The sequence below is a fragment of the Litchfieldia sinesaloumensis genome (assembly GCF_900156865.1).
In the GTDB taxonomy this organism is placed as follows: Bacteria; Bacillota; Bacilli; order Bacillales; family Bacillaceae_L; genus Ferdinandcohnia; species Ferdinandcohnia sinesaloumensis.
This window is the reverse complement of sequence record NZ_LT732529.1, coordinates 3382233-3406499: the sequence shown is the minus strand read 5'-3', so window position 1 is coordinate 3406499 and position 24267 is coordinate 3382233. Positions and strand designations below refer to the sequence as shown.

Sequence of the window (24267 nt, the reverse complement as noted above, 5' to 3'; positions counted from 1 at the left end):
CCGTGTTTTTAATCGGTATAACTATACATAAGGGAAAGTTAATTGTCAACTAAGTTGACATCTACCAAAAGTTGGTGTATGATAAGTATAGTCAACTTAGTTGACAATTGAATGGATAGGGGTATGGTACATGTTTAATATAGGGGATTTAGTTATTTATTCAACGATGGGAATTTGCCGAATAAATGACATATGCGAGAAAACATATGCAGGTACGACACGAGAGTATTATGTGATGCACCCGATTGAAGATGATACTTTAACTATCCAAAACCCAGTCGATAATAAAAAGGTTATGATGAAAAAAATCATTGGCCAAAGCGAGGCTGAAGAGGTCTTAGAATCCTTTAAATTACCAGGTATTCAGTGGATTGATAACGGAAATGAGCGAAATAGAGCTTATTCTGGTATTGTTTCATCGGGTGACAGAAAAGGTATTTCTAGCATTATCAATACATTATTGTGTAAAAAATACAAACTTGAATTGGCTGACAAGAAGATAAGCGAACAGGATCGTAAACTCCTTCTTTATATACAAAAGGTGTTGTTTAAAGAGCTAGCCATTACATTGGATACAACAGTAGAGGCGATAGCAAAACAGGTAGACCGTATGATAAGTTACAGGATGACAAAGTCCTCGCCACTTGAAATAGCGAAGTATATTAATTAAATAAACGAGACTTCAAATAAAATGCACACGGGCTATCTGCAGTGTGTATTTTTTGATTCTCCTAATAGATTTGAACCACTTAAGGTCAGTCTAGGAAATATGCTATAATAAAGTACTTTTACTTTTAGAATATAGGAGTATGCCGTATGATTGAGAGTCTTTTATATCAGCCAAGTTGGCGAATTATTGATCAATCTAGTCTAGGTTATCAATTTGACGCCTTGCAATCTTTTGCGATAGATGACACACTATGTGCGTTTGTGGGCAAGGGGGAATCTCCTGCTACAAGCCGGGCTTGGGTTCATCATCAAACGATTGTACTTGGCATTCAAGATACAAAATTGCCTTATCTAGAGGAAGGGATTGAACTACTTGAATCAATGGGCTATCGCGTAATTGTCCGAAATTCGGGTGGACTAGCAGTTGTCCTAGACGAGGGTGTTTTAAATATATCACTTATTTTTCCTGAAACTGAAAAGGGGATTGATATCAACCGCGGATATGATACAATGCTCGAGCTCATTCAAAAAATGTTTGAGGCGTATGAAGTTGACATCGTAGCGCAGGAAGTAGTTGGCTCATACTGTCCAGGTAGTTATGATTTAAGTATAGATGGGAAAAAGTTTGCTGGGATTTCACAGCGTCGTCTTCGCAAAGGGGTAGCTGTACAAATCTATTTAGGCGTAACAGGGAGCGGGTCTGAGCGCGCAGAGCTCATTCGCCGTTTTTATGAAATTGGGTTGCAAGGAGCTCAGACGAAATTTGTGTATCCGGATGTAAAACCTGATACAATGGCTTCTTTATCTGAATTGGTTGATTCGAACCTGACAGTACAGAAAGTCATGGTGTTACTGCTACAAACATTGAAAAATAAAAGTGAGCATATCTTTGCTTCACAATTAACAGAGGAAGAAATGCCAGTATTCGAGCAGAACTATATGCGTGTGCTTGATCGGAATCAAAAAGCACTATGACCAGATGACCTACGGGGTTCATCTGGTCTTTTTAGTAATTTAACTATTAAAATATTTTTTATAATAAAAATATTGAATTTTGTTTTTAGGCGTGATATGATTCTCGTCAAGTAAGTAATTGAATCTATTCAACCTAGATTGAATAGTAGCCTCCGACAGATGTGCGAAGGCTAATTGAATAGTTTGCTGTATCTTCTCTTATCAAGAGTAGGCTGAGGGATTTGGCCCGATGACGCCCAGCAACCGACCGTAATACCATTGTGAAATGGGGCGATTTTTTTCGCCGGGTAATCAACCCGTAAGGCACGGTGCTAATTCCAGCAGAAAGGATTTCCTTTCTGGTAGATAAGAGGTGCGAAGACTTTTGTATGCTTCAAGCCTCTTTCTGATTGAGAAAGAGGCTTTTACTTTTTTTAAAAAAAAAGCCTCAGGTAACGGGAGTGTGATGGCTTTTAAACTCAGTAAGCGCATGTGAAAAATAAGAATACATACAAAAAAGGGAGAGAAAACAATGAAACTAGCAAAATTAGTATTTACAGCTTTACTCATTATCGCAGTCCTAGTGGGCTGTCAGCCGAAAGTAGCGGAGGAAACAACGAAAACGGATAGTACAGAAGTAAAGAACTCCGATCATCCATTAGCGAATAAAAAGGTAGCTCTAATCATGCAGCAAAACCTAGGTACGTTCTCAGCACAGTATATTGACGGTGTGGAAGAGCAGGTGAAAAAGTTTGCGGGAGAAACAACGGTTTTCACATCTGACGGAGACCTAGCAAAAATGGCCTCAAACGTTGATGCTGCGGTAAACCAAGGATTTGACGCTATTTTAATTGACCATGGTACAAAGGAATCTCTACAAAGCTCGGTTCAAAAAGCAGTAGATAAAGGAATTCCAGTAGTCGTTTTTGATGCAGAAGTAGAAGTAGATGGAGTTACGGTACTTGAACAAGGTGACCAGCAGATGGCACAAATGACACTTGAAAAATTAGCAGAAGAGGCTGGTGGTGAGGCAAATATCGTTAAAATCTGGGTGGCAGGTTTTGCACCGATGGAAAGACGCCAAATTGCCTACCAAGAGTTCCTTGATAACAACGAGGGTATTAAAGAAATCGCAACCTTTGGTGCAGCAACTGCGAACACAGCACTTGATACACAAGCACAAATGGAGGCTCTACTCAAGCAATATCCAGAGGAAGGCCAGATTACAGCAGTTTGGGCAGCATGGGATGAATTTGCAAAAGGTGCAGTACGTGCAATCCAACAAGCAGGACGTACAGATATTAAGGTTTATGGAATCGACATGAGTGATGAAGACTTACAAATGATCCAAGCAGAAAACAGCCCATGGGTTGCATCTGCAGCGGTTGATCCAAAAGATATCGGACGCATTCAGGTTCGTTATGCATACCAGAAACTAAACGGTGATGAAACACCAGAACGTGTAAAACTTGAGCCAGTATTTGTGACGAAAGATGCTTTACCAGCAGAACAAATTACAACAGCTGAGCTTGACCAGTATATTGAAGGCTGGGGTAAGAGCGAACAAGGTTACACAGATGGGTTGAAAGAACTTGAAGCGAACTAGATAAAAAAGAGGGTCTTATAGGCCTTCTGTAAAGGAGGGTGTGTAAATGCCTTTACTAGAAATGAAGGAAATGACAAAAAGCTTTGGCAATGTGGTTGCGCTTGAAAAGGCATCCTTTGAGCTAGATAAGGGTGAAGTGCATGCCTTGCTTGGAGCAAATGGCGCTGGAAAAAGTACATTAATTAAAATTTTATCGGGTGCTTACGAGTATAGCGAGGGTGACATCACTCTTGAAGGGAAAACCATCGCTATTCGTTCTCCAAGAGATGCCAAAAACCACGGTATTTATTGCGTCTATCAAGAAGTAGACACAGTGATTGTGCCCCAATTGACCGTGGCTGAAAATATATTACTCGATACCTTTTCAACTGAAAAACGCTTGTTTATCAATAAACGAAAGCTGCGTGAAAAAGCAGCCTCGATTTTAAAACTTTTGAATGTAACCGATATACCAATGACGAAGCAGGCATTGGAGTTATCACTTGCAGAAAAGCAATTAGTCTTAATTGCAAGGGCCCTTGCGCATGAAGCAAAGGTCATTATATTCGACGAACCGACGGCGCCTTTATCGATTGAAGAAACGAAGCATCTGTTTGAAATTGTGGAAACGTTGAAGGAAAAGGGAGTGGGGTGTATTTTCATCTCACACCGCTTACCGGAAGTATTTGAAATCTGTGATCGGTTAACCATTATGCGAGACGGCAAGACCATTACTACATTGTCTACAAAAGAGGTTACTCAGAAAACGGTTGTTGAAACGATGCTTGGTAACTCCTACACCGAACAATCTGTGAAACAAAAAGCTGTGGTTGGGGACCTTCTTTTAGAGGTGAACGGTCTTGAAGACGGAGAGAAACTTAAAGATATATCGTTTACTGTTTCTGAAGGAGAAATCGTTGGAGTAGTTGGTTTAGTGGGTGCTGGAAAAACAGAGCTTGCGAAGACATTATTTGGCCTTCGTCCTCACGAACAGGGTGAAGTGAAAGTAAAAGGGAATGCAAAAAAGTTTACCCATTCTCAACAGGCGATTGAAGCAGGTTTAGCGCTTATTTCTGAAGAGCGTCGCAAGGAAGGCTTATTCATTCATGAGTCAATCTCTACAAATCTATCCTTTGCAAACCTGAAAAAATTCTCGCCACTTTTATTTATGAATCGGAAAGGTGAAAAAAGTCACGCCAAATCAATCATTGAGTTGCTTGGTATAAAAGCAGATAACACCGAAACGCTGGCCGAGCATTTAAGTGGAGGGAATCAGCAGAAGGTTGCGATTGGTAAATGGGTTTCTCGCAATGCGAGTCTGTACCTATTTGATGAGCCGACAAAAGGGGTAGATGTTGGAGCGAAACAGGATATTTTTAAGCTCATCCACTCCCTTGCTGACGAGGGAAAGGGCATCCTCTATTTCTCCTGTGAGATTGATGAAATCATCAGGATATCGGACCGCATTCTTGTTATGTATGACGGTGAAATCGTGAAAGAACTTTCACGAGAAGAGGCAACACAGGATAAGATCCTCTTGTATGCTAGCGGTGGAAAGGAAGACGTTCATGAAAGGGAATATCATCAGCTTCCTGTTTAAATACGGGGCAGTTTTATTAATGGGCTTTATCTTAATCTATTTTAGTTTTGTTAATAGTGCATTTTTCTCATATGGAAATTTATCAGATATATTAAGGTCGATTTCGATTGTAACTCTGTTGGCGTTAGGGGTTACCTTCACCCTTGTTGTTGATGGATTCGATTTATCAGTTGGATCGACAATGTCTTTGTCAGTCGTCATTACATCGTCTTTAATGGTCTGGTATGAGCTGCCGCTATGGGTTGTACTACTTTTACCATTAGTAGTGGGAATTGCGGTCGGGCTAGTCAATACACTATTAATCGTGAAAATAGGGATACCAGATTTACTAGCGACACTTGGAATGATGTATATCGTCTCAGGGCTTCACCGGACGTATACGGAAGGGTACTCCATCTACAACAATATGCCGCTAACAAGTGGAGGAAACGCCCCAGGTGAATTCAGTTCTGCGTTTCTATGGATTGGGCAAGGAGAAATGCTAGGATTACCCGTACCTGTTTGGATTATGCTATTCTTCGTCCTCCTTGCTTATGTAATCCTGAACCATACGAGATGGGGCCGGATTTTATATATGACAGGCGGTAATGCAGAGGCAGCACGTTTGTCAGGTATTAATACAAATAAGGTGAAGTTGATTGCCTATACAGTTTCTGGTGTATTTGCGTCGATGGCTGGAATTTTATTTGCAGCCCGCGTCGGCTCAGGGCAAATTGATGCTGGTGCTTCGTTATTGATGGAAGCTGTTGCTGCTGTGTTTGTTGGCTTTTCCGTTCTTGGTGCAGGCAAACCAAATGCACTGGGTACATTCTTTGGTGCAGCGTTAATTGGTGTACTTTTAAATGGGCTAACGATGCTAAATCTACCATACTATGCATTTGAAATCGTAAAAGGGTCCGTGCTTGTCTTGGCTCTTGCTGTGACATATATTGGAGTTAAATATCGACCAAAGGTTATTCGAAAAAGGAGAGAGCAAAAACATGCCGCTTAAAAAATTAGAACATGTTGGAATTCAAGTGAAAGACATAGATGCATCGATTGAGTTTTATACGCGCGTTTTAGGCCTAGAATTGTTAGAAAGACAGGGACATGTTGACCCCAATTTAAAGCTAGCCTTCTTGGGCTTCAGTCATTCTGACGAAACCGTAATCGAGTTGATTTCTGGATACAATCCGAATCTTCCAACCGAAGGGAAAGTCCACCACATCGCATTCACAGTCGAAAATATTGAAGAAGAAATTGCGAACGTAAAAGAGCATGGTGTTACGTTTATTGATGAAAGCATCACGACTCTTCCAAGCGGATCAAGATACATCTTCTTCACCGGTCCGGATGGAGAATGGATTGAATTGTTTCAAAAGTAATAGAAAGAAAGCTAGCTTAGAGACCAAGGGTGTGAACTGACCCGCCAAAATGGGAATTAGAAAAAACACCTATGCTACCTGGCGTCCATATTCAATTGGAGCCAGGTAGTTTAATTTTGCCTGTATTCGTTTTTCGTTATAGTAATACATATATTGATTCACAATCTCAATTACTTTAATATTAGTGATAGAAGATCTTCTATGGTCTTTGAATCCTTCCGACTTTAGCGAGGAGTGAAAGGATTCAATTACGGCGTTATCATGGCAGTTTCCTTTACGGGACATGCTTGTGATAATGCCTTTTTCTTTTGCGAAATTTTGATATGCATAGGATGTATATACTGATCCTTGATCACTGTGCAATAGAACTTTTTTAGGTCTTCGCTTTTTTATGGCCTCTCTCAATGTACTCAATACAAAATTCGTATCTTGTACTGAACTTACCGTATAAGCGACTATCTCGTTATTATACAAATCCATTATTGTTGATACATAAAGCATAGAAGAGCCATATGGTAGGTATGTAATGTCAGTTACCCACTTTTCATTTGGTCTTTCTGCCTTAAAGTTCCGGTTAAGAATGTTGTCCACAATAATATTACTTTCGCCATTGATATGTTTCTGTCTTTTTACTTTAATCTGACATTGAAGATTGAACTTTTGCATTATAACTTGTACAGTCTTGCGATTAACCTTAATGTTATAACGCTGTTTTAGAAGAGCTTTAATTTTTCTATGTCCATAATGATATTTAGTCTCTTCGCAAAGGCCGATTATAAGCTTTTCTAATTTTTTTGGCCCTCGATTAATGTATTTCTTTTTCCAACGATAAAATGTAGATTTTGGTATTTCTAGAACACTGAGTATATCAATTACTTTATATCTTTTTGATAACTCCTCTACCAATTCAATAACTACTTGCGGAACCAGCTCCTTTCGAGTTCTTTGTACTTTTTTAAAATTTCAATTTGCATCTGAAGATGCTTATTTTTGTTGCGTTCTATTTCAAGTTCATCCTGGCTTCCTGGACCTTTTCCATAACTGTACTGTTTTCCAATAGGCTGTTCAAAACGATAGCTTTCACCATTACGATCCCAGCGCATCCATGTCTTTATTTGTGAGACATTCTTTATCCCCAATTCATTCATAATTTCTGAGTTTGTAAATCCATTCTTTTTCATTTCTACTGCTTTTACTTTAATCTCTGATGGATAATGTACCTTTTTCCCCATATAAAAACACCCTCCATAAAAATCGATTAGTTATTAACTAAATTCGATACAGGGGGTGTTTTTTCCTTGTCTCATTTTACTGGGTCACTCTAATATTCATCGTGGTTTTTGTATTTAATATAGGTACGTCATCAAGGTCTCTACTCACCCTGATTAGTTTTTCCTCTTTCAATCCTAGCAAGTAATTGATTTAACTCAATCGAAGCCATCGAAACCAAACGATCATCTACNGACCCGCCAAAATGGGAATTAGAAAAAACACCTATGCTACCTGGCGTCCATATTCAATTGGAGCCAGGTAGTTTAATTTTGCCTGTATTCGTTTTTCGTTATAGTAATACATATATTGATTCACAATCTCAATTACTTTAATATTAGTGATAGAAGATCTTCTATGGTCTTTGAATCCTTCCGACTTTAGCGAGGAGTGAAAGGATTCAATTACGGCGTTATCATGGCAGTTTCCTTTACGGGACATGCTTGTGATAATGCCTTTTTCTTTTGCGAAATTTTGATATGCATAGGATGTATATACTGATCCTTGATCACTGTGCAATAGAACTTTTTTAGGTCTTCGCTTTTTTATGGCCTCTCTCAATGTACTCAATACAAAATTCGTATCTTGTACTGAACTTACCGTATAAGCGACTATCTCGTTATTATACAAATCCATTATTGTTGATACATAAAGCATAGAAGAGCCATATGGTAGGTATGTAATGTCAGTTACCCACTTTTCATTTGGTCTTTCTGCCTTAAAGTTCCGGTTAAGAATGTTGTCCACAATAATATTACTTTCGCCATTGATATGTTTCTGTCTTTTTACTTTAATCTGACATTGAAGATTGAACTTTTGCATTATAACTTGTACAGTCTTGCGATTAACCTTAATGTTATAACGCTGTTTTAGAAGAGCTTTAATTTTTCTATGTCCATAATGATATTTAGTCTCTTCGCAAAGGCCGATTATAAGCTTTTCTAATTTTTTTGGCCCTCGATTAATGTATTTCTTTTTCCAACGATAAAATGTAGATTTTGGTATTTCTAGAACACTGAGTATATCAATTACTTTATATCTTTTTGATAACTCCTCTACCAATTCAATAACTACTTGCGGAACCAGCTCCTTTCGAGTTCTTTGTACTTTTTTAAAATTTCAATTTGCATCTGAAGATGCTTATTTTTGTTGCGTTCTATTTCAAGTTCATCCTGGCTTCCTGGACCTTTTCCATAACTGTACTGTTTTCCAATAGGCTGTTCAAAACGATAGCTTTCACCATTACGATCCCAGCGCATCCATGTCTTTATTTGTGAGACATTCTTTATCCCCAATTCATTCATAATTTCTGAGTTTGTAAATCCATTCTTTTTCATTTCTACTGCTTTTACTTTAATCTCTGATGGATAATGTACCTTTTTCCCCATATAAAAACACCCTCCATAAAAATCGATTAGTTATTAACTAAATTCGATACAGGGGGTGTTTTTTCCTTGTCTCATTTTACTGGGTCACTCTAGTGATTCCTTTGGTTTTTTTTGTGTTCTCGAATTCTGAATTTAAGGTATTTTCTGAATGTAACATTTATGATAGGATTATCATGTCTATTCCTATTTTTTACAATTAATGATCTGGAAGGAGGGGAATTTGGTTGCTTAGGAGATTAAAAGTGTTTAGTGGGCAAGATATAATATCAATCCTCTATTTCGGACTTGTTATCCTTGTGATTGCCTACATCTTAGGAGACGGAGATGTTGCGAAGTTCTTTTCAATGTTAGTACGAATGTTTCCACTATCTGAGAGCTGGGAAGCAATTAAACATTTAATGAGTGCTATTCAAACGGAGGGAAGTCTTGGAGCGACGAGACATGGGGAGTCCTTTGAAGAAATCGTTCTTGAATACTTTCCAAGAAGTTTATCCGTGATCATTACAGCTGTTTTTTTAGCTGTAACATGCGGGATGGCGAAGGGGCTTTTCGATTACCACAATCGCTATACATACCTGAACATTTTAGGGACTGGAGTAACATCTTTCCTTAGTTCTTTACCAGACTTTTTTATGATTATTGTACTTCAGTGGATTATTCTAATCTATTTCAATTTTATTGACGTGTTTGGGCACGATCAGTGGTTTAATTTTATAATCCCGGGAATTCTAGTGTCCTTATACCCAATGATGTATTTTGCTAGAGTCACCTTTACTACCCTTGCTAATGAAGATGGTGAGATGTACATCCAATATGCTCGAGCGAAAGGGCTTACTCATAAGCTTGTCGTCCACAAGCATATTCTAAAAAAATGCTTGCACTCTATCTTACAACATCTTGGTGTGGTGATGACCTATGTGGTTTCTAATCTATTATTAGTCGAGTGGTTGATGGAGTATAAGGGTGCGGCATGGAGAATGATGGTGGCAATAAAACGGTTGAATGTAAGTAGGAAAGAAAATATGCCATTTGTTGATTTTCCGGAAGTAGGATTAATTCTTGAATTTTCACTTTGTTTTATGGTGCTCCTAGTCATCACCCAAATCGTGAGTGTGACATTGCAATATAAATTTGAAGTTGAAAAGCGCAATATTTGGCAGCAAATTATGAAGGTCATTATCCAGTATGTATTAGTCTGGTGCTTTATTTTATTTATCATTTCATTTTTGAATCCTATGTAGAGGGGAGAGAGAGCTTTTGAAAAACTGGTCACTTTGGACAGGATTACTTCTGTTTGGAATCATGTTGTTTATTAGCTTTGTTGGTCCACATTTACCTTTTGTTGAGCATACTCCTCCTGAACATAGAATCAGATTTTTTGAAGGTGGCGAGTTTGAAAGAGCCCCTTTTCCACCTTCTAAAGAAGATCCTCTGGGGACAGACAGTGAAGCGAGAGACATTTTAAGTCTAATTATCCTTGGGGCGAAGGATACACTAAAAATTATCGTTCTGATCACAGTTATTCGTTACATTATCGCGATTCCGATGGCTTTTTTGGCTTCCACGAAAAAAGGGATTGCCTATATGATATCGAATGGTTGGCATTCGTTGTTTGGAAGTATCCCAACGATTTTCGCGGCAATCTTGCTATTGGAGATTGTCCCAGTGAGCGAACTTGCTAACGGAGTTTATTGGAAGGTCCTTATAATTGCTCTTATTGAAGTAGGGCGGGTTAGTTATATTTTTGCTAATGAAATACATTATGTGTCACAGAAAGAGTTCGTCCAAGCGAGTGTGACAGTGGGCAGCAATCCTTTCCAATTGTCGGTGATGCACTATTTGCCAACGATTTCACAAAGCTTGGTTGTTAATTTTTTTAATGACCTCGCACGTGTGACACTGTTATTAGGACAACTCGCCTTGTTTGAATATTTTATCGAGCATACGATTCATTATAATCCGGGGGGTGGGGTAGACCGCGAGGAGTCAGGGTATAATTCTGAGACAGGATTCTTCGACTGGCCAGGGTTATTGTCAGTAGCTCGCTATGAAATCCTGAGGGCAGTGTGGATCCCGTTATCCCCAGCATTTGCTCTTACATTGCTGTTGCTAACCTTCCAATTGTTGAGCGAAGGGTTTCGAAAGTTGTTTGAAAGACCGGTATCAAGCGGGAAGAATCAGGTTGTGCGTCGAATGATTGAACAAGTTAGTGAAACATTTATAGCTAGTAGAGTGGCGGGGCCGGTGACGTTACTTGTGCTAATGATTGTAGCGGGCACGGCTGTTATTACAGGTGTTGAAAAAAGAGCAACGGATGTGGCTGCGCCTGTCGAAGATGAACTTCCAGACTTTATTAAGGATGGAAGCTATGAGATAGTAGAAGGACGACTTGTGCCAACAACAGAGGCAACAACTTTAAAGGGTGGCCATTATGACAAGCTTTTGTTCTTGGAGCAACATATGACAAAAATATCGGATCAGGAATTTGAAACAGATAAGCTAGTTTTCCATTGTCAGTCTATCGCAGAAGGTCGCTGTGATCAGCCTATAATCACGTTAAAAGAACCGATTGCGTCAGCTGAAGAGGCATTTTACTTACTCCAAGAGCACCTTCCAGTTGATGTAAAGGTGAACGATGTTCGACAAACGCCAAATCAAACTATTTATCTTCTATCAAGTGAACTAATGATGGAAAGTTATGCATATGCGGCATCACCTAACATAAAATTTTTCCGGGTAATCTTTGGGGGTACATCAGAGGATCAGATTGAAAAAGCCACTGTAAAACCGGGACATTGATAAATAGAGGAACCCCTTGGTTGTAATTAATCCAAGGGGTTCTTTATATTGAAAGGTCCAGCAACTGGTCTATTCAGCCATTTTCTCTAAATTGCCGTTGCGGTCCATTTTAAAAGAAGTAGCTGGGCGTTCCTCATCTTCAAATAAGACGAGTTTTCGTGCACGGTTCATGATCTTCATGAGTGTTTCATAATCCTCTTGAATGTTCACTGCACTTTGTTCAAGCTGCGCGACCTTCTTTTCGAGATCTTCGTTTTTACGAAGTATCTCATTCTTTTCTTTTTTCAATCTCTCATTCTCAGATTTCAATGCTTCAATTCCGAAACTTGTATTGCTCATAGATTGAAGGTATGAAATCACTGAATCAATGGTCATTGTTGGTCTTGCAGAAGAATACGGCATAGATGTTTCCTTTTTTACTCTGGTAGATTCAGAAGGAAATAGCGGTAATTCATCTGCAAATTCTTCTAGATTTGGCGTTGGTGGTGTATACAATAGTTGTTTTTTAACAGGCTGGTGTTTACCAAGTGCACGTTGGCGTTGTTTGCGGTGCTTTTTCGCAAGCTGTAAGTCTTTTTCATAACTGTGACGAACTACCGCATTCCAGCGAAATCCACATGCAGCTGAAGTACGGTTTAATCGGTCTCCAACCTCTTCAAATGCGTTTAATTGAGTACTACCCTCTCTAACATGTTTTAGAACAGTTTCAGCTAATAATAAATCGTTTTCCTCTGTCCAAGCATCTTGTCTTTCTTTCATTTTTATTCATCTCCCACTATATATCTTTACTATTTTGCGTTAGGTTATTTATATAATGGTCAATTCAAACAAATTTTATACACAAGCATAAAAGGATAATAGATTCATTTATTAAATAAATGAAATATCACTAACTTCTACTTGTGTAGATTTTTTGAAAAATCCTATGTTCCCTTGCAAAGGCATAATGGACGAGGTAAAATATCGTGTAGTGTTTTTACTAATTAAGAATTGATTCGTACTATATAAAACGACCCAGAATGACATGATGAAGGGATTGTATACAAAATGGCAAACGAATTTCGCATCTGTGATGATTGCCAAGCAACAAATATTCAAACATTAGTACCACGATTAAAAGAAGTAGATGGAGACGCAACTATTGATATCCGTTGCCAATCATACTGTGGCCCTGGAAGAAAAAAATCATTCGCATTTGTCAACAACCGTCCAGTATCAGCTCCAACGGAAGATGAATTAATCGAGAAGATTGAGAAGAAGCTGAAGAAGGACTAAAATCGCCTTTCTCTTAAGGGAGACAAGGTGATTTTTTTATTTGTCGAAAAATTTTCCAAACGTTGCTATGACTTGGGTTAAGCTGAAATTTGATGAAATTTAGGTTTTTTTGTCAATGATAAATATATATAATAGTAGCATGCCAGTATGGAAGAGGTTGAATAGATGACAAATTCCAATGGGAAATTAAGTGAGGAAAAGGTTTTTAAAGACCCTGTACATAGGTACGTACATGTTCAGGATAAGGTGGTTTGGGAGCTTGTCGCTACATCGGAGTTCCAAAGGCTACGTCGTATTCGCCAACTAGGGACAACCTATTTTACTTTTCACGGGGCGGAGCACAGTCGCTTTAACCATTCATTAGGAGTATATGAAATTGTCCGGAGAATCATCGACGATGTGTTTCGAGAGCGACCATTGTTAAATGAAGAAGAGCGCTTGTTATGCTTATGTGCAGCATTACTTCATGACCTTGGCCACGGACCATTTTCGCATTCGTTTGAAAAAGTATTCCATTATGATCATGAGGAATTTACACAAGCAATTATTGTTGGGGACACAGAGGTAAATCGAGTCTTAAAACAAGTCGGAGATGATTTTCCGAAAAAGGTAGCCGAAGTAATTGCAAAAACGTATAAAAATAAATTAGTTGTCAGTCTCATCTCCAGTCAAATCGATGCTGACCGTATGGACTATCTGCTGCGAGATGCCTACTATACGGGTGTTAGCTACGGAAATTTTGACATGGAGCGGATTTTGCGTGTCATGAGGCCGCAGGAAGACCAGGTTGTTTTCAAAAGCAGTGGAATGCACGCTGTTGAAGATTACATCATGAGTCGATATCAAATGTATTGGCAGATTTACTTCCATCCTGTTACACGAAGCGCGGAGGTTATACTAACCAAAATTCTACATCGTGCAAAACAGTTGTACAAAGAAAACTACGCTTTTCAAACAGCCCCAGTCCATTTTATTTCCATCTTTGAAGATACGCTAACACTTGAGGATTATATAAGGCTAGATGAGGGAGTTTTTTCTTTTTATTTTCAAGTTTGGCAGGATGAAAATGACACGATATTAAGTGATCTTTGTCGTCGTTTTCTTAATCGCAATCTGTTCAAATATGTGGAGTTTGATCCAAGTACTGAAATGATGAAGATGATGGAGCTGAGAGGTCTTTTTGAGGAATCGGGGATCAATCCAAATTATTACCTAGTGGTTGATTCATCATCCGATTTACCTTATGACTTTTATCGCCCAGGTGAGGAAGAGGAAAGACTTCCTATTAACCTGTTAATGCCGAATGGTGATATTCGAGAATTATCAAGACAATCCGAAATCGTAGATGCTATATCAGGAAAAAGGCGGACCGATCACAAGCTATACTTTCCACTAGATATGATTGAAAATTTACCAGATAAGATGAAACGCAAAATTATAGAAGCTTTAGGTATATAAGTTTGGTGAGGAGATGAAGGGGTTTTGTTAACAGAACACGCAAAGATAATGAAGGCTTTCGCTGCTGCAGGGGAAATTACAGGTCGGAAAAAACTGCAAAAAATGATTTATATCGCAAAAAAGATCGATTATCCATTTTATGAAAAATACAACTTCCATTTTTATGGACCCTACTCAGAGGAACTTACACTACGTGTGGAAGAACTTTGTAACCTTGGATTTTTAGATGAGCTGAAAGAGAAAAAGGGTGGCTATTATCAGTATCGCTATGCGTTAACTGAAAAAGGCGAGCAGTTTTTAGGCCACTACCAATTGGACATGCCTCCACTAGAGGGTTGCATGCAAGATTTAAATGAGCAAAGTGCACGTTTTTTGGAACTTGTATCTACGGTTCTATACTTTGAAGGACTCGAAAAAGAAGAGGTCAAAGAAAAGGTATTTACACTTAAAGCAAAACAACGATACACGGACGAAGAGGTTGATGAAGCCTATCAATATATTGATTCTCTCCGTAATCTAGTTAAACATTGATAAGAAAACTCGGCAGATGTGTGACTGCCGAGTTTTTAATTTAACTTTGCCTATAATGCTTTAATGCGGTAAAAATGCAAGTTGGTAAAAGAAAAGTACCGCAAATAGATAAACGAGCGGGTGAACCTCTCTCCATTTTCCTTTTACAACCTTCATTAACGGATATGAAATAAAACCTAATGCAATCCCAGTTGCAATACTTGAAGTAAGTGGCATGCTTATGATAATCAAAAATGCTGGGAAGGCTTCATCTAATTCATTCCATTTAACCTGAGCAATGCTCCCCATCATGAGAGACCCAACAATTATTAACGATGGCGCTGTAATCGCCGCAATTCCTGAAACCGCACTAACCAGTGGGCCGAAAAAGACAGCGACTATAAACAGGAACGCTACGGTAACTGAAGTTAGTCCTGTTCTTCCGCCTGCTGCAACACCTGTGGATGATTCAATATAAGCACTTGTAGGACTTGTCCCAAACATCGCCCCAACTGTTGTACCGACAGAATCAGCAAGTAGGGCTTGTCTAGCTCGTGGCATGACATTCCCTTTCATCAGGCCAGCTTGCTCAGCAACTCCAATCATCGTTCCTGTTGTATCGAAAATAGTAACGAGCAAAAAGGAGAAAACAACTGCATATAGTCCATACTGAATCACATCACCAATCGCAGTGAATGGATTGGCGATAATTAACCCTTCTGGTAACGAAGGAGCATCAACAAGTCCATCCTTGAATTCAAGGTGACCGGTAAAATAAGCGATAATACCAGTGATGATCATTCCGAAAAATAACGCCCCATTTATATTACGCGACATAAGGATGAGCGTGATGGCTAAACCAACCAGTGACAAAAGGACCTCTGCTGAATGTAAATCTCCGAGTGTAACTAGGTTTGTTTCATGTGCTGTAATAATTCCTGTCATTCGAAGTCCGATAAAAGCAATAAATAGTCCAATTCCTGCCGTAATCCCATGTTTTAGATTAGGTGGAATTGCCTCAATTAATTTTTCGCGAAACGGTGTTAACGATAAAATGACAAAAAGAATACCCGCAACAAAAACGGCTGCAAATGCAGTCTCGTACGTAATGTTTTCATTTGCACCAACTACGGAATAAGCAAAAAAGGCGTTCAATCCCATTCCAGGTGCAATCGCAATTGGATAATTCGCAAACAGCGCCATCCACAGCGTTCCAACCACCGTTGCAATGATTGTTGCTAAAAAGACCTGTTCAAAAGGAACCCCTGCATCGGATAAGATGACCGGATTTACAACGACAACATAAACCATTGTTAAAAAGGTCGTAATCCCTGCAAGGACTTCCTTTCGTATATTTGTATTGAGTTCTGCTAGTTTAAACATATGGTGTAACCTCCAAAAGACGAACGATTTGAAAATCCTTTTCTATATTATTCGTTTTAAAGACAAACTGCAAGAGATATCTATTAAAAAGTATAGGATAGTTTTCCCAAAAAGAGCTATATCTAATTTGGAAAACAGTGGGACCGTACAATAATGGTGTTACGGTTCACTTATTAAGTGTGGACCATGATTGATTTCAAACGAATATAATAAGTGAATGAATTAGAATAACGGCCAAGGCTCATCCTAAAATATAAAATTTAAGGAGGGATTCCTTTGTCTAGCAAACCCCAGATTACTTCATCTGAATTAGGATCGTTATGGCTTACCTATCAAGAGAAAACGATGTATTTGCGTATGCTTGAATATTTTATCGAAAAAGCCGATGATGAAACGACTAAGGAGATCATGACAAATCTACATCAAGAATTCAGTACGTATGTAGAAAAGATCACGGATACCTTACGCCAAGAAGGTGCTGTAATCCCAATCGGCTACACGGAGGAAGATGTGAATAAGGAAGTACCAAAGTTATATGATAACGGTTTTGACATTATGTTTATTCGTTTGTTAAATGAAATAAGCATGGGGCTACATGCATTAAATATAACAATGGTGTTTCGTGAAGATATTGTGATGTTATTTAAAGAGCTTACCGAAATTGCTCAAAGGTACTATAATATCTGTACTCAATATTTATTAGAAAAAGGTTTGCTCGTTAAATCTCCATATGTTTCAATGCCAAAATCAGTCCAATTTGCAAAAGATACAAGTTATCTAGGTGGTCTTTCTATTAATCCTTTTAGTGAGAAACGTTCGTTAAACACGGTAGAAGTCGCGCATATTCATCATGCAATTGAATCGAATTTACTTGGATTTCAATTAATGACAGGATTTGCTCAATGTGCGAAAGAAGAGGATATTATAAACTATTTTGATGAAGGAGCGTCCTTGGCTAGAAGTATCGTCAAGAAGCTCAGTGATATTTTACTTCAAAGTAGTATTCAAACACCACAGACAGCTGGAGGTAATGTAACGCATTCTACCCTAGCACCTTTCTCTGAAAAACTGATGATGTATTGTACAAGCTTATTATGTAGTTTTTCGATGGGAAGTGGTTCGTTAGGTACGGCTTTTAGCTTACGGAATGACTTACCTGCTAATATGTCAGTCTTTTTAAAAGATATTTTCGAGTACGCCCATAAAGGAGCAAAACTCATGATAAAAAAAGGTTGGTTGGAAGAACCACCGCAAATGTCAGAGTAAAAGGAAAACTAGAGACTATTCTTGATTTACTTGCGGATACTTTCGCAAGTATTTTTTTTATCTGTGATAAAAATCAGAAGCAATACATGGGTTTAATAGGTTGTGTTATGATTTTATTTATAAGGGTTTTTGGGTAAAATGAAGATAATTTTAAGGATGGACGTGTGTAAAGGAGGAATGAACGTGGCAGTAGAAATTAAACGAGAGTTGTCACTCGAACAGCGTGATGAATTACTCACATTATTGAGAACACGTTTTGAAAAGAATATGAATCGTCATGAGGGGCTTGAATGGGATAAAGTTCAAGCGAAGTTAGAAGCGAATCCAGAAAAACTTTGGTCGCTTCATGAAATGGAAAGTACGGGCGGAGAACCAGATGTTGTAGGATATGATGAAACGAAAGATGAATACATATTTTTTGATTGTTCAGCAGAAAGCCCCAAAGGGCGCAGAAGTGTGTGTTACGACCGAGAAGCATTAGAGTCGAGAAAAAAGCATAAGCCCGAAAACAGCGCTGTGGATATGGCAAATGCCATGGGGATCGAAATGTTAACGGAAGAACAGTACCGAGCATTACAAGAACTTGGTCAATTCGATTTGAAAACATCTAGCTGGGTCCAAACACCTGATGCTATTAGAAAACTCGGTGGGGCTATCTTTTGTGACCGTCGCTATAATACTGTCTTCATGTATCATAATGGAGCAGATTCCTACTACGGTGCTAGAGGATTCCGTGGCTCACTTAGAGTTTGATTTTTGACTAAAAAGGAGGATTGTTCAAATGTGGACAATCCTCCTTTTATGTTAGCTTTTTGTATTCTACTAATTGGTCTTTTCTAAAGCTAGTTTTATACCAAAGCCAATTAAAATTGAACCGGTCATTCCTTCGATCCAGTTTTGGGCCTTTGGTTTTTTCATGAAAGTACTAATTTGATTAATTAAATAGACATAAAGGAAAAACCACAATGCTGTCAGTATCGTATAAGTAAACCCCATTATGAGAAACGGAAGCAAGGTTTCACTACCACCATCTACAAACTGAGGTAAAAATGTTAAGAAAAAGACTGCAACTTTAGGATTCAGAAGATTTGTAAGGAATCCTTGTTTAAAGCATGATGTGTTTTCAAACTGGCTTTTTGAGGCCATTTCTAGGCTAGCTGCTACTTCCTTTTTCCGTAAGGACAATAGCGTTTTAACCCCTAAATAAATCAAATAAATAGCACCTACATACTTGAAGATAGAAAATAACAAGGATGATTTCACTATGATGGCGGATAGTCCTAACACAGCAGCGGAAGTATGGATTAGAAGGGCACAACAAGTACCTAAGGCTGTTTTAAATCCCCCGATTCGACCAGCAGTGAGTGTGTTTTTAGTGGCAATGGCAGTATCGGGTCCGGGTAAAATAATGAGTAGTATACACATAAACACAAACAGATAAAAGTTTTCCATTATTCCTATCCCCTTAGCTATCAGAATGTCATTTCATAATTCTTATAAGTATTATATAGAAATGGTGTACGTTCATGAACATAAAAAATAAATAACCCGTGGTTGAAATCACCACGGGTGTAAACTTATTGGTCGCTTAAACGTTTGCCAGCTACCGCATAATGATTTTTTGTCATTTCCTCAATGAAAACAACGATTTTATCACTTGGAGCTCCAGTTGTTTCAGATACAGCTTCTGTTACTTTCTCAACGAGCGCCTTTTTTTGTTCTTCAGTACGCCCTTCTAGCATTTTTACTGTTACGTATGGCACAATGAATCTCTCCAATCTATCTTTTCTATAGTCTTAAGAGTATTGTATACTGAAAATAAAATCTTTTCTAGAAGAAGGAGAAATTTGGTGGAACAATTTAGTCGTTTTTTAGCATTTGATTTAGCTTTAATTCCATACGTGGTAATTACCTTACTTGTTGCCTTTACGGTGCATGAGTTTGCACATGCCTATGTTGCATACAAATTTGGCGATGATACAGCGAAGCGGCAGGGGAGATTAACGTTAAATCCAATCGCTCACCTAGATCCGTTTGGTACGATACTTATTTTTCTAGCGGGATTTGGTTGGGCACGTCCAGTACCTGTGAATCGGTTTCATTTTAAGAATCCACGTCTTGCAGGAATCCTAGTTTCAATGGCAGGTCCACTTAGCAATCTATTGGTTGCGGCATTAGCGCTTTTGCTGTATATGATTCTAATCAGAGTTGGCGTGTTTGCGGCGATTCCGGAGTCCATAGGAGAAGGATTCGAAACGTTCTTTAACCTCTTTGTAAGGCTGAACATAGTGTTGTTCATCTTCAACTTGCTTCCGTTTCCTCCGCTTGATGGATATCGGATTATTGAAGACCTTGTGCCAGCACGGATTCGCCCTCGATTAACACAGTACGAAGGGTTAGGAATTGTTTTATTCCTGGTACTCGTTATTACACCATTAGGAGATCGCTTTTTATACCCGTTGCTTTATAATGGGGTCTATTCAATTACAGGTATCTTGGTTTCAATTTTTAGGCCAATCCTTCAATTATAAAATACGAAGGTCTTGTGATAAAATGGTGAATAATGAAATATAAGGGAAAGGTGGATGTGTAATGGATCAAAATAAGAAAAAGGTCGCCTTTAATATCATTAAAAATGATCCAACAGATGGGCACAAGGGATATGGGATTGGGGCACTAAGCCTTGAAAATATATCACCAGTGTTTATAGATATAGAAGAAGAAGATGTCTTTGTTGATGTCGGAGCAATGCATGCAAGAAGTGTAGTAGAAAAAGGGATTAAGTTCCTAAAGACGAAAGAGGAAGTTCCAAATGGAAAGCCATATTGGCTTGTGTGGGTGACGATTGATAGACGTGAAGAAGGTCCATATTATGCGGGTGTAACAGCTTGTGAGATGACCGTTGATCGTTCAATTCGTCGTGGCTACAAATCCTTACCAGAGCACGTGAACAAAATGGATAAATCATTAAAACGTCATATCATGGTTGATTTTATGGATGATAAATCAAAGAAACTATTAGCGGAATTTTTAATGAACCACAACCTAGAAATCTGGAATAATTCAAGTGATGAGTTAAAAGCAGGATTAAAGGTTGAATAAAGCTGATTCAATTTGTGACATTTTGGTGAACAAAGCGACTAATGCTTGAGAACTTTTAGCCAAATAAAGTACACTAAATTTACAATGTACACACATTGAAACTAGGACACAGAAACCCCCAGGACTACACAGCCTGGGGGTTTCACTTTTTTACTTTAAAAATACATCTTGGCGTAGTTGCCGCCTGATTTTAGCCCCAGAGTAGTGGGTCTAGTTCTTTATAATTTAGGTAAAGGATGTTACAGAGTCAAAACCATGTATGTAAGTCCTTCAATATGCCAATGAAGGGGAAAAGAGTCAAAGAACCTCAATCAAATCCTCTACATAACGCCAATGAAGGGGAAAAGAGTCGAAGAACCTCGTTCAAACCCTCTTCCTAATGCTAGTGAAGGGGAAAAGAATTGAAAAACTCACTTAAACCCTCTTCATCATGTAATGACAAATCCAGTATAAAAAATACCTCAAGTCCTGGAACAAGAGACCTGTCCCTCTGTCCCTAGAACCAATCAAAAATTCGTTTAAAGAATCCCTTTTTCTGCTTTTCTTCTTCTTTTGATGGAGAATCCTCAATTTCATCTTCAGCTTGTTTTGAACAATATTCAGTAGGTTCGGTCCCTTGTTTGTAGTAAGTCAGTCTTGATATTGGGCAATCCTTTGTCGGAAGTAAACCCGTTTCTGGGTTTACATAGACACCAACAACACCTTCTGTTGGTTTAAATGGTGTTGGCGGAATATCCTCATGGGCCTCCTCCATGAATCCAGCCCAAATATTTTTGGCAACTTGTTTTTCAGCCACAACTGTAATAGGTTCATTATTATCGTAGCCAGTCCAAATCCCAGCAACAAGTTGTGGAGAATATCCAACCATCCAGCTGTCTGTGTCAGTCGAACCTGACTTTCCAGCGTAAAAGCGAGTCAATTTATCACTAATTGTAGATCCTGTTACGGATGTATAATCATTTAATTTTTCATCAAACATGCCCGTCATTAGCTGTGTTGTCACAAACGCGAGATCCTCATCAAGCACCTGTTTCGGTTCAGGAGTATTTTCATAAATCACTTCACCCTTGTAGTTTTCTACTCTTTCAATAAAAACAGGTTGATGTAGCATCCCCTTGTTATCGAGCGTGGCATATGCGTTTACAATCTCCATGACGCTAACCCCAGAAGTCCCTAGTGCGAGCGAAGGGACGTCCTTCAGTTTACTTTTTATCCCTAGCCTTCTCGCAGTATCAACAAGCTCTCCATCATCAAGAAACAGATGTGTTTTCACTGCATACACATTGTCAGATAACGCAATCGCCTGTGCTAATGTGATTGAATCGTTCGCATAGTAATTTTTATAGTTTCGTGGTGTGTATGTTGAGCGATTGTCGTCATATGAAAAGGTTGTTAGCTCACTTCGAATGGGTGTTGACGGTGTGTAGCCTTTTTCGAGTGCTGCATAATATAAAATCGGTTTAAAGGTCGAACCTGGTTGACGAATGGCTTGAGTTGCTCGGTTAAACGGACTTTCCTTATAGTCCCGTCCACCAATTAGCGCTTTTACCTCGCCATTTTCCGGGTCCATTGCAACAAAACCAAGTTGAATCTTAGATTCTTCCTCAATAAAATTAGTCGCATTTTTTTCAGCAATTGTTTGAAGATCAGGGTCGAGCGTCGTATAGATACGTAAGCCGCCTGTTTCAATTGTTTGTTGATCAAGCTTGAGCTTTGAGTGAAGCTCTTTTTTGACAATATCCTGAAAATAAGGAGCGATGTCCTCACGCCCAGCTATTCTGGTGCCAGTAAAAGCAAGTTTTTCGGCATGTGCTTGATCGGCCGTTTTTTTCGAAATTACGCCATTCTCTACCATTGAGTGTAAAACAACATTTTGACGTTGCTTAGCTTTTTCCTCATTTGCGAGTGGCGAGTAATGTGTAGGTCCCTTTGGAATTCCGGCGAGCATCGAGGCTTCTGCAAGCGATAGTTCACTTGCACTTTTCCCGAAATAATAATTTGATGCTGCTTCAACACCATAGACACCATGACCATAATAAATTGTATTCAAATAACCTTCGAGAATTTCTTTTTTAGAATAATTAAGTTCAAGTCGAATCGTGTACAAGGCCTCAGTGAGCTTTCGATTCCATGTCTTTTCATGCTCTAAAAACAGGTTCCGAGCATACTGCTGCGTAATTGTACTTGCCCCTTGGACCTTCGCCATTGCTTTTATATCTGCAATAATCGCTCCGCCAATTCGCTTGTAGTCAAAGCCATGATGGTCGAAGAAATTACGGTCTTCGATGGAGATTGTTGCATCAATGACGGCTTCTGAAACATCATCAAGTGATACCCAGTATCGAGTCTCACCTTGATGGCGTTCTTCCCCAATTAAGGTTCCATCCTCCGCATAAAATAAGGTTGATAAAGGGACAGCAAGAGGAGGTGCCCCCTGTGTCTTCGCGTAGGTAATCACGCCCAATATTCCGACAGCCACAAGGGCACAGCCGATTAAAGTGATGAATAAACAGGCTCGCATGATTTTTAATACGATTTTTAACCGGTCATTTGTGATGAGCTCCACCAGGGTTCACCTCTCTTTTATAGATTGAAGGCTGTATGTAAGCCGTTTTTTAGTCATATATCAATCAGTATGAAAAAAATTAGAGTGTTTTAAACATTAATTTGCTAAAACATGAAAAATTTTCTTGCAATTTTGGAACGTTGCCTTATACTTTTTGAAGTTGACATCGATTTTTTAACGGGAATAGGGAACGTTAAAGAGATAGGAAACTCTGAATTTTTCAATCGAAAGGATGTTATAAAAATGGAATTATGGTTTACAGAAAAACAAACAAAAAGCTTTGGTATTACAGCAAAAATTAAACAAACCTTACATACAGAACAAACTGAGTTTCAGAAGCTTGATATGGTAGAAACAGAGGAATTCGGCAACATGCTCATCCTTGATGGTATGGTTATGACAACTCAAGTCGACGAGTTCGTTTACCACGAAATGGTGGCACATGTACCGCTGTTTACACATCCAAACCCTGAAAACGTACTTGTCGTAGGCGGTGGTGATGGCGGTGTTATTCGCGAAGTCCTTAAACATCCAAGTGTAAAAAAGGCAACTTTAGTTGATATTGATGGAAAAGTAATTGAGTACTCAAAGAAATACCTACCTGAAATTGCTGGAAAGCTTGAAGACCCACGCGTTGACGTGAAGGTGGACGACGGTTTCATGCATATTGCAAACAGTGAAAACGAGTATGATGTAATCATGGTTGACTCCACTGAGCCTGTAGGCCCAGCGGTAAATCTGTTTACAAAAGGCTTTTATGCAGGAATATCGAAGGCATTGAAAGAAGATGGTGTATTTGTTGCACAATCGGACAATCCTTGGTTCACGCCAGACCTAATCCGCAATGTACAACGTGATGTGAAGGAAATCTTCCCGATTACTCGACTTTATATTGCGAACATCCCAACATACCCAAGTGGTCTATGGACTTTTACTATCGGTTCAAAGAAACATGATCCATTAGAAGTAAGTGATGATCGTTTCCATGAGATTGACACGAAGTATTACACGAAAGAGATTCATAAAGCAGCGTTCGTACTACCGAAATTTGTTGCTGATTTAACGAAATAATTGGAGGA

At 38.8% G+C, this 24267-nt stretch carries 23 protein-coding genes and 1 riboswitch; of the genes, 16 read left to right on the top strand and 7 right to left on the bottom strand.

The window, feature by feature from the left end; genetic code table 11:
• Positions 1 to 130 precede the first annotated feature (130 nt).
• From CZ490_RS16730 to CZ490_RS16705, 6 genes are all read left to right on the top strand, one after another.
• On the top strand, positions 131 to 670 hold the full coding sequence (locus tag CZ490_RS16730) for a CarD family transcriptional regulator (protein ID WP_077619970.1): 540 nt from the start codon (positions 131 to 133) through the stop codon (positions 668 to 670).
• A gap of 146 nt (positions 671 to 816) precedes the next feature.
• Complete coding sequence (lipL, locus tag CZ490_RS16725) at positions 817 to 1644, top strand: octanoyl-[GcvH]:protein N-octanoyltransferase (RefSeq protein WP_077619969.1); 828 nt, start codon at positions 817 to 819, stop codon at positions 1642 to 1644.
• Between the two features lie 195 nt (positions 1645 to 1839).
• A riboswitch (SAM riboswitch) is annotated at positions 1840 to 1996 on the top strand.
• Positions 1997 to 2155: 159 nt separating this feature from the next.
• Positions 2156 to 3229: a sugar ABC transporter substrate-binding protein gene (locus CZ490_RS16720; RefSeq protein WP_077619968.1), complete on the top strand. Its 1074-nt coding sequence runs from the start codon at positions 2156 to 2158 to the stop codon at positions 3227 to 3229.
• 46 nt (positions 3230 to 3275) lie between these two features.
• Entirely contained in the window at positions 3276 to 4808 is a 1533-nt protein-coding gene (locus CZ490_RS16715; protein ID WP_077619967.1) for a sugar ABC transporter ATP-binding protein, read from the top strand.
• Positions 4777 to 5799, top strand: a complete 1023-nt coding sequence (locus CZ490_RS16710; protein ID WP_142255397.1) for an ABC transporter permease — start codon at positions 4777 to 4779, stop codon at positions 5797 to 5799. The genes CZ490_RS16715 and CZ490_RS16710 overlap by 32 nt, the downstream gene beginning before the upstream one ends.
• Positions 5789 to 6172, top strand: coding sequence for a VOC family protein (locus CZ490_RS16705; protein WP_077619965.1), 384 nt, complete (start codon positions 5789 to 5791; stop codon positions 6170 to 6172). Before CZ490_RS16710 ends, CZ490_RS16705 begins: the two co-directional genes overlap by 11 nt.
• A 69-nt stretch (positions 6173 to 6241) precedes the next feature.
• Here the strand turns inward: CZ490_RS16705 and CZ490_RS16700 are convergent.
• Together CZ490_RS16700 and CZ490_RS16690 are read right to left on the bottom strand one after the other, a co-directional pair.
• Positions 6242 to 7404 (bottom strand): IS3 family transposase gene (locus tag CZ490_RS16700; RefSeq protein ID WP_142255311.1). Its coding sequence is split into 2 segments (ribosomal slippage): positions 6242 to 7131 and positions 7131 to 7404, totalling 1164 coding nucleotides; the frame shifts between segments, so codons are not numbered across the junction.
• A 262-nt stretch (positions 7405 to 7666) separates the two neighbouring features.
• Positions 7667 to 8829 (bottom strand): IS3 family transposase gene (locus tag CZ490_RS16690; protein ID WP_142255311.1). Its coding sequence is split into 2 segments (ribosomal slippage): positions 7667 to 8556 and positions 8556 to 8829, totalling 1164 coding nucleotides; the frame shifts between segments, so codons are not numbered across the junction.
• A 224-nt stretch (positions 8830 to 9053) separates the two neighbouring features.
• Between CZ490_RS16690 and CZ490_RS16680 the strand changes: the two genes are divergently transcribed.
• Together CZ490_RS16680 and CZ490_RS16675 are read left to right on the top strand one after the other, a co-directional pair.
• Positions 9054 to 10070, top strand: coding sequence for an ABC transporter permease subunit (locus tag CZ490_RS16680; protein WP_077619964.1), 1017 nt, complete (start codon positions 9054 to 9056; stop codon positions 10068 to 10070).
• Positions 10071 to 10086: 16 nt separating this feature from the next.
• Positions 10087 to 11628 carry a hypothetical protein gene (locus tag CZ490_RS16675; RefSeq protein WP_077619963.1) on the top strand — a complete coding sequence of 514 codons (1542 nt, stop codon included), beginning with the start codon at positions 10087 to 10089 and terminating at the stop codon, positions 11626 to 11628.
• A gap of 69 nt (positions 11629 to 11697) precedes the next feature.
• On the opposite strand, the gene CZ490_RS16670 is transcribed toward CZ490_RS16675, so the two are convergent.
• Positions 11698 to 12387 carry an RsfA family transcriptional regulator gene (locus tag CZ490_RS16670; protein WP_077619962.1) on the bottom strand — a complete coding sequence of 230 codons (690 nt, stop codon included), beginning with the start codon at positions 12385 to 12387 and terminating at the stop codon, positions 11698 to 11700.
• 288 nt (positions 12388 to 12675) lie between these two features.
• On the opposite strand from CZ490_RS16670, the gene CZ490_RS16665 reads away from it, so the two are divergent.
• The 3 genes from CZ490_RS16665 (at position 12676) to CZ490_RS16655 (ending at position 14892) form a co-directional block, all read left to right on the top strand.
• Positions 12676 to 12903 (top strand): YuzB family protein, encoded by a 228-nt coding sequence (locus CZ490_RS16665; protein ID WP_077619961.1) that lies wholly within the window; start codon positions 12676 to 12678, stop codon positions 12901 to 12903.
• 165 nt (positions 12904 to 13068) lie between these two features.
• Positions 13069 to 14361, top strand: coding sequence for an HD domain-containing protein (locus CZ490_RS16660; RefSeq protein ID WP_077619960.1), 1293 nt, complete (start codon positions 13069 to 13071; stop codon positions 14359 to 14361).
• A 24-nt stretch (positions 14362 to 14385) separates the two neighbouring features.
• Positions 14386 to 14892: a YwgA family protein gene (locus CZ490_RS16655; RefSeq protein ID WP_077619959.1), complete on the top strand. Its 507-nt coding sequence runs from the start codon at positions 14386 to 14388 to the stop codon at positions 14890 to 14892.
• Positions 14893 to 14952: 60 nt separating this feature from the next.
• On the opposite strand, the gene CZ490_RS16650 is transcribed toward CZ490_RS16655, so the two are convergent.
• On the bottom strand, positions 14953 to 16254 hold the full coding sequence (locus CZ490_RS16650) for an NCS2 family permease (protein WP_077619958.1): 1302 nt from the start codon (positions 16252 to 16254) through the stop codon (positions 14953 to 14955).
• 276 nt (positions 16255 to 16530) lie between these two features.
• Here CZ490_RS16650 and CZ490_RS16645 point away from each other — a divergent pair, with 276 nt between their 5' ends.
• On the top strand, positions 16531 to 17520 hold the full coding sequence (locus CZ490_RS16645) for a DUF3231 family protein (protein WP_077619957.1): 990 nt from the start codon (positions 16531 to 16533) through the stop codon (positions 17518 to 17520).
• A 183-nt stretch (positions 17521 to 17703) separates the two neighbouring features.
• The gene (locus CZ490_RS16640; protein ID WP_234987254.1) at positions 17704 to 18273 is read left to right on the top strand and encodes a DUF4256 domain-containing protein; all 570 of its coding nucleotides are present in this window, start codon (positions 17704 to 17706) and stop codon (positions 18271 to 18273) included.
• 69 nt (positions 18274 to 18342) lie between these two features.
• Here CZ490_RS16640 and CZ490_RS16635 read toward each other — a convergent pair whose 3' ends face one another.
• Both CZ490_RS16635 and CZ490_RS16630 read right to left on the bottom strand, forming a co-directional pair.
• Complete coding sequence (locus CZ490_RS16635; protein ID WP_077619955.1) at positions 18343 to 18975, bottom strand: LysE family translocator; 633 nt, start codon at positions 18973 to 18975, stop codon at positions 18343 to 18345.
• A 122-nt stretch (positions 18976 to 19097) separates the two neighbouring features.
• On the bottom strand, positions 19098 to 19283 hold the full coding sequence (locus tag CZ490_RS16630; RefSeq protein ID WP_077619954.1) for a 2-hydroxymuconate tautomerase: 186 nt from the start codon (positions 19281 to 19283) through the stop codon (positions 19098 to 19100).
• 87 nt (positions 19284 to 19370) lie between these two features.
• Here CZ490_RS16630 and CZ490_RS16625 point away from each other — a divergent pair, with 87 nt between their 5' ends.
• Together CZ490_RS16625 and CZ490_RS16620 are read left to right on the top strand one after the other, a co-directional pair.
• Positions 19371 to 20051 (top strand): site-2 protease family protein, encoded by a 681-nt coding sequence (locus tag CZ490_RS16625; protein ID WP_200801598.1) that lies wholly within the window; start codon positions 19371 to 19373, stop codon positions 20049 to 20051.
• Between the two features lie 61 nt (positions 20052 to 20112).
• Entirely contained in the window at positions 20113 to 20622 is a 510-nt protein-coding gene (locus tag CZ490_RS16620; protein ID WP_077619953.1) for a YwhD family protein, read from the top strand.
• Between the two features lie 496 nt (positions 20623 to 21118).
• Here the strand turns inward: CZ490_RS16620 and CZ490_RS16615 are convergent, their stop codons facing one another.
• Entirely contained in the window at positions 21119 to 23188 is a 2070-nt protein-coding gene (locus CZ490_RS16615; RefSeq protein ID WP_077619952.1) for a transglycosylase domain-containing protein, read from the bottom strand.
• Between the two features lie 243 nt (positions 23189 to 23431).
• Here CZ490_RS16615 and speE point away from each other — a divergent pair, with 243 nt between their 5' ends.
• Entirely contained in the window at positions 23432 to 24259 is an 828-nt protein-coding gene (gene speE / locus CZ490_RS16610; protein ID WP_077621097.1) for a spermidine synthase, read from the top strand.
• Positions 24260 to 24267 lie beyond the last annotated feature (8 nt).

Excerpts from the sequence above, each read along its gene's own strand:
- CZ490_RS16730 (WP_077619970.1), top strand. The coding sequence starts at position 131 with ATGTTTAATATAGGGGATTTAGTTATTTATTCAACGATGGGAATTTGC.
- lipL (WP_077619969.1), top strand. The coding sequence starts at position 817 with ATGATTGAGAGTCTTTTATATCAGCCAAGTTGGCGAATTATTGATCAA.
- CZ490_RS16720 (WP_077619968.1), top strand. The coding sequence starts at position 2,156 with ATGAAACTAGCAAAATTAGTATTTACAGCTTTACTCATTATCGCAGTC.
- CZ490_RS16715 (WP_077619967.1), top strand. The coding sequence starts at position 3,276 with ATGCCTTTACTAGAAATGAAGGAAATGACAAAAAGCTTTGGCAATGTG.
- CZ490_RS16710 (WP_142255397.1), top strand. The coding sequence starts at position 4,777 with ATGAAAGGGAATATCATCAGCTTCCTGTTTAAATACGGGGCAGTTTTA.
- CZ490_RS16705 (WP_077619965.1), top strand. The coding sequence starts at position 5,789 with ATGCCGCTTAAAAAATTAGAACATGTTGGAATTCAAGTGAAAGACATA.
- CZ490_RS16670 (WP_077619962.1), bottom strand. The coding sequence starts at position 12,387 with ATGAAAGAAAGACAAGATGCTTGGACAGAGGAAAACGATTTATTATTA.
- CZ490_RS16665 (WP_077619961.1), top strand. The coding sequence starts at position 12,676 with ATGGCAAACGAATTTCGCATCTGTGATGATTGCCAAGCAACAAATATT.
- CZ490_RS16660 (WP_077619960.1), top strand. The coding sequence starts at position 13,069 with ATGACAAATTCCAATGGGAAATTAAGTGAGGAAAAGGTTTTTAAAGAC.
- CZ490_RS16650 (WP_077619958.1), bottom strand. The coding sequence starts at position 16,254 with ATGTTTAAACTAGCAGAACTCAATACAAATATACGAAAGGAAGTCCTT.
- CZ490_RS16620 (WP_077619953.1), top strand. The coding sequence starts at position 20,113 with ATGGATCAAAATAAGAAAAAGGTCGCCTTTAATATCATTAAAAATGAT.
- speE (WP_077621097.1), top strand. The coding sequence starts at position 23,432 with ATGGAATTATGGTTTACAGAAAAACAAACAAAAAGCTTTGGTATTACA.